This is a genomic window from Hyphomonas sp. CY54-11-8 (genome assembly GCF_000682735.1).
In the GTDB taxonomy this organism is placed as follows: domain Bacteria; phylum Pseudomonadota; class Alphaproteobacteria; order Caulobacterales; family Hyphomonadaceae; genus Hyphomonas.
In genome coordinates, this window is the sequence record NZ_AWFD01000012.1 from 243,279 (window position 1) to 258,399 (window position 15,121).

Genomic DNA, 15,121 nt, shown 5'->3' on the forward strand with positions numbered 1-15,121 from the left:
CATCGCTCCGGCCTTTTTTGTTTGAGCGCTAATGATTTGAAGCGTTACTTGCGGGCGCGAGACCACCAGCCCGTGCGGCGGGGCGCAGACGGCTCAGACTTCTGTTTTGCCTCAGCTTCCAGTCCTGCCGCACTTTCGTCCATATGCGCGATGACCGCTTCTGCCTCGACTTCCGCTTCGATGGAATCCTGGGCTTCGGCTTCGGCCGACATGACTTCCGCCTGGGCCAGCTCATCCGGTTTGGATTCCTGCGTCTCTGCAGTCGGTTCGTTTTCGACTTCGGCTGGGCTGGTTTCAGCGACAGCCTCTTCCGCCGGCGCTTCTTCTTTCGGCTCGGTCTTGCGTGCGCGGGAACGGCGGGTGCGTTTCGGCTTCGGCTTTTCCTCGGTCTCGGTGTTAGCCTCAGCCTCCGCTTTCACTTCGGCGACAGCCTCCTCAGCGACGGATTCCGGCTCGATTTCCGGTTCAGACGCTTCCGGCTGTGCTGGCGGTTCCTCATCCAGCATGTCTGGTGCACTTGAGGCCAGGCCATCGAGATATGCGCCACCATCGGCTGGTGCGTTTTCGTTCTCGCCTTCGGTACGGTCTGCGTTGTTCCGGCGACGACGGCGGCCACCCCGGCGTCCGCGACGGCGGCGCTTGCGCGGGGCGCCATCGCCTTCGTCGCCGGATGCGTCTGCGCCTTCGCTATCGTCTTCATCGGAGTCGTCATCATTGCTGTCAGAGGTTTCATCCTCCAGCGCGACGATGGGCGCGTCGCCATCGACGACTTCCATGCCGGTTTCGCGGTCACCCTTGTTGCGGCGGCGTCCACCACGGCGGCGGCGCTTGCGGCGGGACGATTTCTGCTCGTCGTCATCGCCATCGGCTTCGGTTTCGTCGCCAGCATCATCCGAGTCTTCGTCCTCGATGCTTTCATCGTCCTCATCGGATGGGGCCGGTTTGGATGGCTTCTGCAGGGAGCGCGGCTGTTTGCGCTTCTTCGGCTTGGCGTTCTGGTCGCGCTCGGCATCTATTGTGAAGTCGCCCGGCAGCATCTCTTCGGAAGAGTGGATGGAAACGGCAAAGCCAGCTATCCGCTCGATTTCGATCAGGGCTTCGCGCTTGTTGTTCAGGATGTAGAGCGCCACATCCGTCGGTGCTTTCACCGAGATGGATTTCAGACCGCCAGTGGCCGCACGGGCCTCGATTGCCCGGATCAGCTGCAGGGCTGCCGACGAGATCGAGCGGCGACGTCCGGTGCCGTTACAGGACGGGCAGGGGTCGGACGTTGCCTGCAGCACACCCTGGCGGCGGCGCTGGCGGGAGATCTCCATCAGGCCGAATTGCGAGATCCGGCCGTGCTGGACCCTGGCCCGGTCGACCTTGAGGCATTCTTTCAGCTTCTTCTCGACGGCGCGGTTGTTCTTGTTCTCATCCATGTCGATGAAGTCGATCACGATGAGGCCGGCGAGATCGCGCAGGCGCATCTGGCGGCAGGCTTCCTCGGCGGCTTCAAGATTGGTGCGGGTCGCAGTCTGTTCGATGTTCCGTTCGCGCGTCGCCTTGCCGGAGTTCACGTCGATCGCGACCAGCGCTTCGGTCTGGTTGATGACGAGATAACCGCCGGATTTCAGCTGAACAACCGGGGAGTAGATCGAATCGAGTTGTTCTTCGACTGCTTCGGAAACGAAGAGGGGGTCCTCTTCCTTCCATTGCTGAACCTTCTTCGACTGGCTCGGCATGATCAGCTTGGCCAGATCCTTCGCTTCGCGATAGGCATCTTCGCCTTGCACAAGGACTTCTTCGATCTCCTTGTCGAACATGTCCCGCATGGCCCGGTGGACCAGCCCGCCTTCGGCATTGATCAGCATCGGGGCTTCGGAGGCCAGCGTCTTTTCGACGATCGTCTCCCAAAGCTTGGAAAGATATTCGTAGTCGCGCCGGATCTCGGCCTTGGTGCGCTTTGCACCAGCCGTGCGCACGATCAGGCCCATGCCGTCCGGCACATCCAGTTCGGACACGATGGACTTCAGGCGCTTGCGGTCGGAGCTGTTGACGATCTTGCGGGAGATGCCGCCGCCACGAGGCGTGTTCGGCATCAGGACCGAGTAACGGCCGGCGAGCGAGAGATAGGTGGTCAGCGCAGCGCCCTTGGAGCCGCGTTCTTCCTTGACCACCTGGACCAGCATCACCTGGCGGCGGCGGATGACTTCCTGGATCTTGTAGCGCTTGGAGATCGATGTCCGGCTGGATTTTCGCGCCGGGCGGCGGCCAGACGACTTGGCGGATTTGGCTTTCTTGCCACCATTGTCGCCGTTGTCGTCATTTTCATCGTCTTCGCCGTCAGAGGAAGCTTCGTCGGCCTCATCATCCGCATCCGAGTCGTCGGATGCGCTGGCTTCGTCGTCATCGCCGTTGGAGTCGTCGCCGTTCTCAGCGTCGGCCGAGGCTTCATCGTCCTCGTCATCGTCTTCGATGGCGGCGGCGGCTTCTTCGGCAGCTTCGCGAAGCAGGGCTTCGCGGTCTTCGGCCGGCAGCTGGTAATAATCCGGATGGATCTCGCTGAAGGCGAGGAAGCCATGGCGATTGCCGCCATATTCAACGAACGCCGCCTGCAGGGACGGCTCAACCCGCGTTACCTTTGCGAGGTAGATGTTGCCGCGGAGTTGTTCGTTACCGGTTGTTTCGAAGTCGAAGTCGTCGACCTGCCCGTTGTTGACGATCGCCACACGGGTCTCTTCCGGGTGGGCGGCGTCGATCAGCATGAGTTTGCTCATGTAGAGGAACCTTTTGATCCGGCGCTGCTGTAACGGGCGGTTTTCGCCTCAGGCAGTCTAGCTGGCCGGTCTGAATATTGAGGGAATGGGTGCAGGCACGACCGCCTTCATGCCGTCTTGGCGGCATCGAAAAAGCGTAATTAAGGGCGGCACCCTGGTACATTTGCTCTGCTTTCCGGAGCGCGGCGCCCGCTGACCTGTGTTGGGTGAGCCGGGATCGCTGGCGCGTCATAAGGAAACTTGCGTTGTAGCACGGTAATCCGGCTACGACCCGGATAGTGCCCAATTTTCCCGGCCAAGAAAAGAGTCAAATGGTGAATTGGCTGCTGTTCCTCGTTAGCTCTGGTCAATCGTGGGTTAATGTTCGGTTTGTTATGGAGGCAGTTCGATCAGTCATTTCGTTGTCTTCTGGTGGTAAAAGTCTCAACTGAATGTTGAAATTCCGGGTGATTTTTCTGGCGATAGCCGTCTGCTTCGGGGCCCTCCAGGCCTCGGCCGAGGTGCGCGATGTCCGTGTCGTGGGCAACGGGGCGCCAACCCGAATCACAATTTGGACAGACACACCCCAGGATCCGAGAGCCTATATGGTCGAAGGCGCCAGCGGGCGTTTCGTCATTCTGCCCCTGCACGGGGCTGCCACAGAGCAGTCCGGCAATGGTATGGGCGGCGTGCCCGCGTGGACCGTGTCAGGGTCGGAGCTGCGCTTCAGCCTCGATCGGCCGCTGATGGTGACCCGCGTCCTGACCCTGCCGCCCACCGGAACGGCGACCAATCACCGGGTGATCATCGATCTCGACACGGTTTCGGAGGCCCGCTTCGCCAGCGTGGCACGGCGCGACATGCGCCAGCTGGCCAAAGCCCTGACAGCCCTCAATGAGGCAGGCCAGCGCAGGGAAGTCGCGGCGCTGCGGCCCGGGGTCGGTCAGAAGAAATACGTAATCGTTGTCGACGCCGGACATGGCGGGAAAGACCCGGGCGCACTGGCTGTGACCGGCAAGAAGGAAAAAGACATTACGCTGGCGGCGGCGCTGCAGCTGAAGGAGCTGCTGGAGGCAGATCCGCGATACGAAGTCCGCCTGACACGCGAAACCGATACTTTCATCGAACTGGAAGACCGGGTGACGCTGGCCCGGAACTGGGGTGCGAACCTGTTCATTTCGCTGCATGCCGATGCGGCGGGCCGGGATAGCGTCTCCGGGGCGTCGGTCTACACGATTTCGGCACGCGGCGAATCCCGGATCGACAAGGAAGCCAGCAAGAACGACTGGGAAATCCCGCTTGAGGACGGCACAGCGCAGTCGATTACTGGTATTCTGAAGGACCTGGTGAAGCGCGAGACCAAGACCCATTCCGCCGAATTTGCCGAACTGCTGCTGCCGGAGCTTCAGCAGGCCGGGCCTGTGCTGCGCGATACCCACAAGAATGCCGGGTTCTACGTGCTGCTGGCGCCGGATGTACCGGCGGTCCTGCTGGAGCTTGGCTTCCTGACCAACCGGGACGATGCCAACCGGCTGCAGTCCCGTTCCGGACGTCAGAAATCGATGAATGCCGTGAAGCGTGGCATCGACCGCTTCTTTATTCAGCAGGAAAAGCTGCTGGCAGACCGTTCCGGCTGATCCTACGGGGAAATTCGCTTGCCGGGCTGGAAACGAACTGAGACACTTTCATGATGAGACGAACCGGGGCCGTTTCCGCATTTCTGCTGTCGCTGAGCTGCGCGGCGTGCGCCTCCTATCCGGGGTTCGGTCCACACGGTTTTTCCATCGACTCCCCTTATGCGCCCCCCGCCGATGCGGCCGCGCTGGGAGACTTTCTGGTCGCACGCTACGCCGCGATGACCAACGATCCGCGGGAAGCGGCCAGCCGTTATGCCGCGTCCATCGACACGGCGCCGGAATCTACCGGCATCGCCGAGCGCGCCGTATTCTCGGCGCTCCTGTCCGGGGACTACCAGCAGGCCGTACGCCTCGCAGAAAAGGCACATGGCGCAGGAAATTTCGGAACGCTGGTGCGCCTGACGCTTGGCATCGAAGCCTTTTCCGAGGGAAAGGATTCCATCTCCGCCGCTTACCTCGCCGAAGACGGGTTCGGGCCATTCAACCGGACGGTCGCCCGTGGAATCTCGGCATGGCGCATCCTCGGAACGGATGGGGCGGATGCGGCCGAGGCCTATCTGCAGGAAACCCTGACCGGTGATCCACGCCTCGACAGCGCAACGCTCTACATGATGGGCCTTATTCAGCTGTCGGCGCACAGCGATGCAGACGCACTGGCAACGTTTGAGACGCTTTGGGAGTCCGGCGCGCGTCTGGCTATCGGCCTCGATGCGCATGCCCGGCTGCTGGCGGCAAAGGGTGACCGGGCCCGTGCGCAGAGCCTGCTGAACACTTTCCACGATGAGATTGGCGAGAATTCGGCTCTGGAAAGCCTTCGCAAGGATATCCAGGCGGGGCGGGACATACACGTCACGCGTCTGACACCCCGGCAAGGCGCGGCGCTGGCCGTCTATGTGCCCGCTGCGGCGCTGATCACGCGGACGGACGACGACGTCGCCTCTGTCTATTTCGTGCTGGCCCTGGCGCTCGATCCGGACCTGCATGAGGCGCGGACTCTGTGGGCCCAGTCGCTGGAAAAGGCCGGGCGAGAGCCGGAAGCGATCGGCGTCCTCGCGGACATTCCCGAAACATCTCCCTACTACTCTCCGGCGCGCGGGCAGATCGCTTGGGCGCTCCTCCGGCTCGGCCGTGAGGACGAGGCCGTGCAGGTTGCCCGACAGGCGCTGGCGCAGGCGCCGGACCGCGGACTGCAAGTGCAGCTGGCCGAGATCTACCGCGCGCAGACGCGGTATCGGGAGGCAGATCGCCTGCTGACGCAGATCATTGAGGACGATGCCCTGAACGGGCGCGAGGATTGGCGGCTCCTGTTCTCACGCGGTGCGACCCGTCATGCGCTGGATGACTGGGAGGGTGCAGAGGCGGATCTGAAGCAGGCACTACAGATTCAGCCGCACAGCCCTCTGGTTTTGAACTATCTCGGTTATGCCTATGTGGATCAGGGAATCCATCTGGAGGAGGGGCTGAGCCTGATCCGGACGGCGCTGACCTATGACCCGGATTCCGGCTTCATCACCGACAGCCTCGGCTGGGCCTATTACCGTCTTGGCCGGTATGAGCTGGCCGTCTACTTCCTTGAAAAAGCAGTGGAATTAGAGCCCGGCGACCCGACCCTGAACGACCATCTGGGCGACGCCTACTGGCGCAGCGACCGGAAACTGGAGGCGAAATACCAGTGGGAGCGGTCGCTGAAGCTGGAGCCGGCGGAACAGGTGCGGGCGCGCATCGAGGTGAAGCTGCTGAAGGGGCCGGACGCGCCTGCCGTCGTGCAAGCCGAGTCCGACGCGCCCCTGCCGCACCGGCCTTAAGACCAATGAAATCAGGCGATTACAGCGCGCTGGCCCCGGCCAAGGTGAACCTGTTCCTGCATGTTGGGCCGCTACAGGCGAACGGCCGCCACCCGCTCGACTCGCTCGTCATGTTCGCAGGCGAGGCGGCGGCAGACCGGCTTTCCGTCATGATCAGCGATGACTTGTCCATGACCATAACCGGACCAGGCATGACCAATCCGGACTATATCGGACCAGTGGACGACAATCTCGTGCTTCGCGCGGCGCGCGCCCTGAAGGCCGAAACGGGCACCTCCAGGGGCGCCACCTTCACCCTGGAAAAACACCTCCCCATTGCCGCCGGCATCGGGGGCGGCTCTGCCGACGCCGCCGCCGCGCTGCGCCTGCTCACGGACCTTTGGGGCACAGACCCCGCCGCCGCCCGCAGGATCGCTCCGGCGCTTGGCGGCGACGTCCCGGTCGCGCTGGAGGGCCATGCGAGCCTGATGCAGGGTGAGGGCGAACGGGTGCGCCGCGCCGCGGGCCTGCCGCGCGTGCCGGCCCTCTTGGTCAATCCAAACCTTGCCTGCCCGACGGGGCCGATCTTCCGCGCCTTTGACGAGGCGGGCGGCGGGGCAGGCTTCCGCGAATTCGATACCGTGCCGCCGTTCGATCATGTCCGGGATCTCGCCGGCTGGCTGGGTGAGCAGCGCAACGATCTTGAGGCCCCGGCCATTGCCGCCGTGCCGGAGATTGCCGGTGTGCTGGAAACGCTGAAGGCATTGCCAGACGCGCTGCTGGCCCGCATGAGCGGATCGGGGGCGACCTGTTTTGCCCTGTTCGACACTGAAGAAGCCGCCCGCCGGGCCGAAGCGCAGCTCAGCGCCGACCGGCCGGACTGGTGGATCCGGGCAACCACGCTGGGAGACGCCGTGTGAGCTGGGAAGCGATGACCTTTATCCGCCTGATGGGGCCGGTCCTCCTGTCGGCGGCGCTGTGTGGTATGATGTTCCTTGTGCGGATTGATGACGCGCCGGATGGCGGCCGCAAGGTGCAGGCCGCACCGGTGCCAAGCTCCGGCGGGGTGGCCATCCTGATCACGCTGGCTGTATCGGCCTGGCTTGCGGGCGAGGCGGGGCTGATCTCGCAGAACTGGACCCGCAACGGCACACAGACCGTGCTGGCCGTGACTTTCGCGGCCGGGGCCATCGGCTTCGTGGACGATAAGTGGGGCATGAGCGCCTGGCTGAAGCTGGTGTTGACCGCCACGCTGGCCATCAGTTTTGCGGTGCTGGACCCGGGCCTGCGCCTCGCCAGCCTACCATTGCCGCTGGTCATGGCGGGCGTCGCCTTCTGGCTGCTGGTCACCATGAATGGTGTGAACTTCATGGACGGCTCCAACGGCCTCGCCATGGGATCAAGCGCGATCATGCTGCTCGGCGCGGCAGGTGTGTTCTGGCGGGTGGATCCTGCGCTGCCGTCACCGGCGCCAGACCTCGCCTTTCTCTGCGTGACAGCCGCGCTCGCCATTCTGGGCTTCCTCGCCTGGAACCTGCCGGGCAAACTCTATGCGGGCGACTCCGGCGCCTTCGGTATAGGCGCCTTCTTCGGCGGCGTGGGCATCATTGTCGGCGTCGTCTCGACCATTTGGACCGCGGCGATCCTGTTCCTGCCTTTCCTGGTGGACGTGGTGCTGACCGTCCTGTGGCGCGCAAAGAACGGCCAGTCCGTCATGACCGCCCACCGCGATCATGCCTACCAGCTGTTCCTGCGCAGCGGCTGGAAGCATATTCCCGTTGCCGTGCTCTGGTGGGTCTTCAGCTGGGCCTGCGCGCTCGCCGCGATGAACGTGCCGGATGGGCTGGCCGTGTTCGCCTTCTTTGGGCTGATAATCGTGGGGAGTGGCCTCTGGTTTCTACAGCGCCTCACGCTGGGCAGGAGGCTCGCGGCAGAGGGGCATTAAACACCTGCGCCTTGAAAGTCAGTTCAATAAAGAGCCGTCGTAAATGGCCATTATTCGCCGAAAGCTGCCGCTGCCTTTGTGGGTCAGAACACGTCTCCCAATCCTTCGCCCCAATTGGCTGAGCATCGCCGATTACAGGCCTTTGGTTCAATTTTGCAACCTGCATCATTACCGCAAGCTGGATGATCTCGGACGGCGTCTTGAAATAGGGAAATCGCTTCTGGCCTACTCCTGGAGCCCAAGTATCCAGGATGAGCCTCCTTAAGGTCGTTTTAAGAAATATTACCCCTTCTCTGATCAGCCAGCTTGTTCGGATCGTGCTTCGGAACGGGCAACCTGCTGCTTCACTTGCCAGAAGCTATCCGGGGTCACCGAAATCGAGTCTATTCCGCACTTCACAAGAAAATCTGCGAATGCCGGCTTGTTGCTGGGGGCTTGTCCGCAAAAGCCAACTTTCGCTCCCGCCGCATGCGCCTTTTCTATAACTGTTCGGATCATCCACTGAACGGCCGGGTCGCTCTCGTCGAAGATGTCAGCAAGAAGTCTCGAATCCCTATCAACGCCGAGCGTGAGTTGAGTAAGATCATTCGACCCGATGGAGAAACCGTCAAAGCGCTGAGCGAACTCCTTCGCCAGCACGACGTTCGAAGGAATTTCGCACATGACATAGATTTCAAGCCCGTTATCGCCACGTTCAAGCCCATTTTCAGCCATCACCTCCAGAACGCGATCCGCTTCAGTTAGAGTACGGCAAAAGGGGATCATGACCACCACATTTGACAAGCCGATCTCCTCTCGCAGTTTGCAGATCGCCTGGCATTCCAGAGCAAAACCGTCCCTGTAAAGCACAGAATAATAGCGGGCTGCGCCCCTGAAGCCGATCATAGGGTTTTCTTCATCAGGCTCGAACTGACGTCCGCCGATCAGGCTCGCATATTCGTTCGTTTTGAAATCGCTCATCCTGATGATCACCGGATGCGGATATTGCACTGCGGCGATCTCGGCGAGCCCCCGGGAGAGACGATCAATAAAATAGTCGCGGCCGTCGGAATAACCGCTGGTCAGATGGCTGATTACTTGCCTGGCGTCCGCGTCTGTTAACTTGTCAGGATCAAGTAGCGCCATAGGATGCACACGCACATAGTTTGAAATAACAAATTCCATACGCGCTAATCCGACACCGTCTGCAGGTAGTTGCCACCAGCGATAAGCGGCCGAAGGGTCGGCCATATTGAGCATAACCTGGGTTCGCGTATCCGGCAGGTCGACGATATCCAACTCCTCAAATTGAATTTCTGCCTGGCCGGCGTAAACGCGGCCTTCATCGCCTTCCGCGCATGAAACCGTAACCTCATCGCCTGATTTGAGTTTCGCCGTTGCGTTTTCGGCGCCGACCACTGCAGGCAGACCCAGCTCACGGCTGATAATCGCAGCATGCGAGGTGCGCCCACCGTGATCGGTCACGATGGCGGCAGCACGTTTCATGATGGGAACCCAGTCCGGATCCGTAGTGCTTGTCACCAACACTGCACCATCAATAAATGATCCAATCTGATCTGGGCTTTCCACCACCTGCACAACACCGGCAGCTGCGCGGTCTCCAACGCTGAGGCCGCGTACTAGGATGTCTCCCTTGTTCTTGAGGCTGTAATTACGAATGACGCCCGCCTTGGTCATGGCCCGGACGGTTTCAGGCCGTGCCTGGACTACATAGATGTCTCCGGTCACACCATCTTTTGCCCACTCCATATCCATCGCGCAGCCATAATGATTTTCAATGGACACGGCCCAGCGAGCCAGCTGCAAAATCTCGTCATCATCGAGAACGATCGTGCGCTGCTCTTCCGGCGATGTTTCGACTATTATGGTCGGCGCGCCAGAGCCCTCGCCGTAGACCATCTTCACAGTCTTCTCGCCACGCTTTCGCTTGAGAATGGGTTTGCATGACAGGTCGGCGAGCAGAGGTTTGAACACGTGATATTCATCTGGATCGACGACCCCCTGCACGACTGTTTCGCCCAGCCCCCAAGCTGCATTGATAAGCACGATCCGATCAAATCCTGTCTCGGTGTCAATGGAGAACATGACGCCTGATGCCCCGTGATCGGCACGAACCATACACTGTACACCAACAGAAAGTCCGACATGCATATGGTCGAAACCCTTGGTGTCGCGGTAGCTGATAGCTCGGTCCGTAAACAGCGAGGCGAAACACTTCCGGCAAGCGTCAAGGAGTGCGTCTTCGCCGGAGACATTCAGAAATGTTTCCAGCTGCCCAGCGAAACTGGCTTCGGGAAGGTCCTCCGCCGTCGCGCTTGACCTCACTGCGACAGACGGAATGTGATGAGCCGACATAGTCCCGAGTTCACGGTACGCATCCCTCACCGCCCGACAGACCTCGTCCGGCCAGTTTCCATCAAGGAACAACCTTCGGATCCTATCGCCAGCAGTCTGAAGGTCGATTTCGCGGCGCCCATAACGAGCGAGTTCCTCTTTGATGGGTGCCCTGAGATCATTCTTATCCACAAAACGCCAATAGGCGTTAGATGTGAGCGCGAATCCCGGCGGTACTCTCACCCCCGCCTGCCGGAGTTTCGAGCTGAGTTCTCCCAGGGAGGCGTTTTTACCCCCCACAAGGGGGCCATCCGCCCGCCCGATTTCGTGAAACCAGGCAATCAAATCTGAGGGACTGGACGCAGCCATAAGAAAATTCCCTGTTCTGAGCAAAGACATTCACACAAGTCTTTTACCAAGTTCGTCATAAGGTCGAAATGGGAGAAACTCGGGTTTAAACTTTGAACACCCTATCCAAATCAGGTAGGCCAGCTTTACTGCCTGAACAGCCGTAATGGGCCAGGACGCATCTCTCGAAACACCGTTGTTGATCGGCAATCACTCGCCGAAAGCAGACATATCCGGAACCGCCGGTTGCGAATCCGTGCGGGATCCGTCGAGGTGTAGGAGCAAATCAGGACCGCTATGGTCCTGGAAACGTAGAAAATGTTCTTTTGAATTGTTCCAGAAACGCTGGTAAATTCACGCGATGCGATCCGGGGACTTTCTAGATTTGACCGTGAAGTCTGGAGCCTGACTTGGACCGGGAAGTACCTCTTGATCGGCTTGTTGGTTTGTCGAACGACCAGACCAGTCTCGCCTCAAGCCAGGTCACCGAACGCCGCACACAGTATGGCGCAAACGCCATTCTCGAAGAAGCGTCGTCGAATTGGTACAATATCATTCGGAATACGATTCAGGATCCGATGATTTGGTTCCTAGTCGGAACCGCAGCCTTGTTCCTGTGGCTCGGCGAATACACAGAAGCGGCGGTGCTGGCTGCGGCGTTGGCGCCGATTATTGGCATGGATGCGTATCTTCACCGACGCACTCAGGCATCGACGGAAGGATTGTTGGCTCGGTTGGCAACCCAAACATCGGTCATTCGCAACGATGAAGAACAGTGCATTTCTTCTGATGAACTCGTGCCAGGCGACCTCGTCATCGTTCGGCCAGGAGAATATTTTCCAGCAGACGGTCTGATCGTTTCTGGCGAGGGGCTACAGGCAGAAGAATCCTCACTGACCGGTGAAGCGCTTCCTGTTCGAAAACTTTCATTTGGCTGGCCGGCAGAAGCTCCCAAAGCGCTGATGGCCGATAACCAATACTGGGGTATGGCTGGCACGCGTTTATTGACAGGGACTGCGCGCATCCGGGTTGCATTCACTGGTGCGGAAACGCTTTATGGGGAGATAGTCCGACTATCCCGCCTCTCTCAGAGAGAGCGTACGCCGCTTCAGGAAGCGATCTCGCGACTTGTTCAGTTGCTGCTGGTTGTCGCCCTTATGTTCTGCGCGGCCCTTGCGGTCATTCGCTATGTACAAGGCTATGGGATCGTTGACGCGGTTTTGAGTGCTGTAACGCTGGCCATTGCGGCATTGCCAGAAGAGTTTCCTGTCGTTCTGACATTCTTTCTTGGTCTGGGAGTATTTCGCCTGGCTCAACGGCAAGCCCTGGTTCGGCGTGCTGTTGTTGTTGAGAATATTGGCAGGGTCTCTTGCATTTGTTGTGACAAGACCGGCACGCTGACTGAAGGGCAGCTCACGCTCGATCATTCACTACCTGTTGAAGGCCTCAAGATTGACCATCTCTTGGCCATAGCTGCAACGGCGTCTCGAAGGGAGACGAGCGACCCGCTGGATTTGGTCCTTCTTCAGTCTGCGCGCGCGTTGGATGGCGAATTCGAAAAAGTCTTTCCCTTCACGGAAGATCGGCTTCGCGAAGTTTCTGTTCGGCGGGTCGCTGCAGGACACTGGGATTTTGCAATGAAAGGTGCTCCTGAGACCGTACTTGCCATGTCAAACCTAAGCGAGGCCCAGGGTGCTCACTGGAAGGCTCGCGTCAATAAGCTGGCCTCAACAGGTCACAAGGTGATTGGTGTTGCCTCGCTGGGTATCAATCACTGGAATGGAGAGGAACCGCAATCTGGGTTTGAATTTGCTGGTCTCCTTGCTTTTTCCGATCCCGTCAGGCCGGGGGTTGCTGATGCGGTAGATCGCGCCCAGAAGGCGGGCATTCGCGTTATCATGATCACAGGAGATCACGCACAGACAGCCGAGGCGATCGCACGCGATATCGGAATCGGCACGACGGAACCCAGAGCTATCGATGGCAGTGAACTGAAGGCGGCCTTGGAAAGAGACCCACACGGAATTGGATTCGATGTGGTATCAAGATGCACGCCTGCCCAGAAGCTCCTGCTTGTTCAGGCTCTGCACAATCGCGGAGAAATTGTTGCGGTGACGGGGGACGGCGTAAATGACGCGCCAGCGCTCCGGGGGGCCGATGTCGGGATTGCAATGGGCTTACGGGGGACACGTTCGGCACGAGAGGTCGCCTCTATAGTGCTTCTCGACGACGACTTCTCAACGATCGTGAGGGCAGTTTCAGAAGGTCGTCAGTTGTTCGCAAACTTGAAGTCGAGCTTTGCATATCTGCTGATGCTCCATGTCCCGCTCGTAACAACTGCTGCATTGGTTCCGCTTCTGGGTTATCCGCTCCTGTATTTGCCGATCCACATTGTCTGGCTGGAGCTCATCATTCACCCCACAGCGATGCTGGCTTTTCAGAATCGGGCACCAACTGACATTTTGCTGCCAGTCGAACATCACAAACGCGTACGCTTCTTTTCATCATCGGAATGGATCTCGATTGCTTCAGTGGGGCTTGTGACTTCATGCATCGTCCTGGGCAGTTATCTGCTCAGTTTGGGCACTGAGCCCGATATTCTCCATGCAAGAGCCATGGCGATCGCCGCACTCGTAACGGCAGGTTCAGCAATCACGTTAGGCCTTACACGACTGCATTCTCCAGTGGCTTTGATCGCAACCATTGCTCCTTTGGCATCCGCAGTTCTGGCAATTCAGATTGAACCACTCGCTCGCATCTTGCACTTGTCTCCCCTGCAGCCTGATGATTGGTTAATTATAACACTAAGTGGCATATTGACTGGTGCAGGCGCCGCCTTCGTAAGACCAAGATGATCTGTAACCTCCACATTTCATGGTGAGTTCGGAAATGTGTTGTGGTTCTGATTGTCCGATTTGGGCCAATGAACGACATTCCATGGCTTATGCTTGGATCCATCCCATACTACCAATCCTCGAAACAAATCTACCCACCTGCCGCGAGGTGAGACTTTGCGGTCCGTTGCCCGCTGAGCTGAAGCCGCGCAAAGTGGTTTCAGAGATCAAAGGCAATAGAGGAAACGGGCCATGACCGAGCTGAATACCGAGCTTTTCGACCTGACCATGTCGGAAAAGGCGAAGCCGCTCTTCGAGCGGGTGAAGAAGCACCTGCAGGAAAATGTCGCGCCCTGGCAGGAGGAGTTCGAGGCGCTGAACAAGGAGAAGGAAGACCGCTGGACCTGGCATCCGCGCCAGCTGGAGCTGCTGGATGCGGCGAAGGCCAAAGCGCGCGAAGCGGGGCTGTGGAACTTCTTCCTGCCGGACGCGGAGACCGGCGAAGGCCTCAGCAATCTCGACTATGCCTATATCGCGGCGGAGCTCGGCAAGTATCCGCAAGGCTCGGAAACGCTGAACTGTTCGGCGCCGGACACGGGCAATATGGAAGTGCTGGAGCGCGTCGGCACACCGGCGCAGAAGGAAAAATGGCTGGAACCGCTGCTGAGAGGCGAAATCCGCTCCGCCTATGCGATGACCGAGCCGAATGTCGCCTCATCGGATGCCAAGAACATCTCCACCACCGCTGTTCTGGATGGCGATGAATGGGTCATCAATGGCGAGAAATTCTACATCTCCGGCGCAGGCGATCCGCGCTGCAAGATCATGATCGTGATGGTCAAGACAGACCCAAGTGCTCCGCCGTCGAAGCAGCAGTCCCAGATCCTCGTGCCGATGGACACACCCGGCGTGGAAATACTGGGCGCCATGGAAGTGATGGGCGAGGATCACGCCCCGCGCGGGCATATGCACCTCCGGTTCGACAATGTCCGTGTACCAAAGGACAATGTGTTGCTGGGCGTCGGGCGCGGCTTTGAGATTTCACAGGTACGCCTCGGGCCGGGCCGGATTCACCATTGCATGCGCTCCATCGGCAAGGCCGAGATTGCGCTGGAACTGATGATCAAGCGCGCTGGCACGCGCGAAGCCTTCGGCAAGCCGATCGCCAAACTCGGCAAGAACCTCGAAGTGATCTCGCGCGCGCGGATCGAGATCAACGCCATGCGGCTCGCCGTGCTGCAGGCGGCGAAAGCGATGGACGTGCTCGGCAACAAGGAAGCGCGCGTCTATGTCAGCGCCGTGAAGGCGATGGTGCCGGAGAAAGTCTGCCTGATCATCGACCAGGCCATGCAGATGCATGGCGCGGCGGGCATGTCGCAATGGTTCCCGCTGGCTGGCATGTATGCCGACATGCGCCACCTGCGTTATGCCGACGGCCCGGACGAAGTGCACCATATGGTGGTCGGCCGCGCCGAAGTGCAGAAGCACGGTCTCTGGTAAG

The 15,121-nt window shown here is 59.7% G+C and carries 8 protein-coding genes; 6 read left to right on the forward strand and 2 right to left on the reverse strand.

Annotated elements, in window-relative coordinates:
* Positions 1-44: 44 nt before the first annotated feature.
* Positions 45-2,759, reverse strand: coding sequence for a ribonuclease E/G (locus HY17_RS09755; RefSeq protein WP_034766222.1), 2,715 nt, complete (start codon positions 2,757-2,759; stop codon positions 45-47).
* Positions 2,760-3,190: 431 nt separating this feature from the next.
* On the opposite strand from HY17_RS09755, the gene HY17_RS09760 reads away from it, so the two are divergent.
* The 4 genes from HY17_RS09760 to HY17_RS09775 are packed head-to-tail and all read left to right on the forward strand — an operon-like array spanning position 3,191 to position 8,104.
* Positions 3,191-4,375 (forward strand): N-acetylmuramoyl-L-alanine amidase, encoded by a 1,185-nt coding sequence (locus HY17_RS09760; protein WP_051599901.1) that lies wholly within the window; start codon positions 3,191-3,193, stop codon positions 4,373-4,375.
* Positions 4,376-4,425: 50 nt separating this feature from the next.
* Entirely contained in the window at positions 4,426-6,180 is a 1,755-nt protein-coding gene (locus tag HY17_RS09765; protein WP_034766223.1) for a tetratricopeptide repeat protein, read from the forward strand.
* 5 nt (positions 6,181-6,185) lie between these two features.
* The gene (locus HY17_RS09770) at positions 6,186-7,079 is read left to right on the forward strand and encodes a 4-(cytidine 5'-diphospho)-2-C-methyl-D-erythritol kinase (protein WP_034766224.1); all 894 of its coding nucleotides are present in this window, start codon (positions 6,186-6,188) and stop codon (positions 7,077-7,079) included.
* On the forward strand, positions 7,076-8,104 hold the full coding sequence (locus tag HY17_RS09775) for a glycosyltransferase family 4 protein (protein WP_034766225.1): 1,029 nt from the start codon (positions 7,076-7,078) through the stop codon (positions 8,102-8,104). Before HY17_RS09770 ends, HY17_RS09775 begins: the two co-directional genes overlap by 4 nt.
* A 297-nt stretch (positions 8,105-8,401) precedes the next feature.
* On the opposite strand, the gene ppsA is transcribed toward HY17_RS09775, so the two are convergent.
* Positions 8,402-10,807 carry a phosphoenolpyruvate synthase gene (gene ppsA, locus HY17_RS09780; RefSeq protein ID WP_034766226.1) on the reverse strand — a complete coding sequence of 802 codons (2,406 nt, stop codon included), beginning with the start codon at positions 10,805-10,807 and terminating at the stop codon, positions 8,402-8,404.
* Between the two features lie 389 nt (positions 10,808-11,196).
* On the opposite strand from ppsA, the gene HY17_RS09785 reads away from it, so the two are divergent.
* The gene (locus HY17_RS09785; RefSeq protein ID WP_051599902.1) at positions 11,197-13,641 is read left to right on the forward strand and encodes a cation-transporting P-type ATPase; all 2,445 of its coding nucleotides are present in this window, start codon (positions 11,197-11,199) and stop codon (positions 13,639-13,641) included.
* Positions 13,642-13,872: 231 nt separating this feature from the next.
* Positions 13,873-15,120 carry an acyl-CoA dehydrogenase family protein gene (locus tag HY17_RS09790; protein WP_034766227.1) on the forward strand — a complete coding sequence of 416 codons (1,248 nt, stop codon included), beginning with the start codon at positions 13,873-13,875 and terminating at the stop codon, positions 15,118-15,120.
* Position 15,121 lies beyond the last annotated feature (1 nt).

Bases quoted from the DNA above. Each gene is read 5' to 3' on its own strand.
- HY17_RS09755 (WP_034766222.1), bottom strand. From the start codon at position 2,759: ATGAGCAAACTCATGCTGATCGACGCCGCCCACCCGGAAGAGACCCGT.
- HY17_RS09760 (WP_051599901.1), top strand. From the start codon at position 3,191: ATGTTGAAATTCCGGGTGATTTTTCTGGCGATAGCCGTCTGCTTCGGG.
- HY17_RS09765 (WP_034766223.1), top strand. From the start codon at position 4,426: ATGATGAGACGAACCGGGGCCGTTTCCGCATTTCTGCTGTCGCTGAGC.
- HY17_RS09770 (WP_034766224.1), top strand. From the start codon at position 6,186: ATGAAATCAGGCGATTACAGCGCGCTGGCCCCGGCCAAGGTGAACCTG.
- ppsA (WP_034766226.1), bottom strand. From the start codon at position 10,807: ATGGCTGCGTCCAGTCCCTCAGATTTGATTGCCTGGTTTCACGAAATC.
- HY17_RS09790 (WP_034766227.1), top strand. From the start codon at position 13,873: ATGACCGAGCTGAATACCGAGCTTTTCGACCTGACCATGTCGGAAAAG.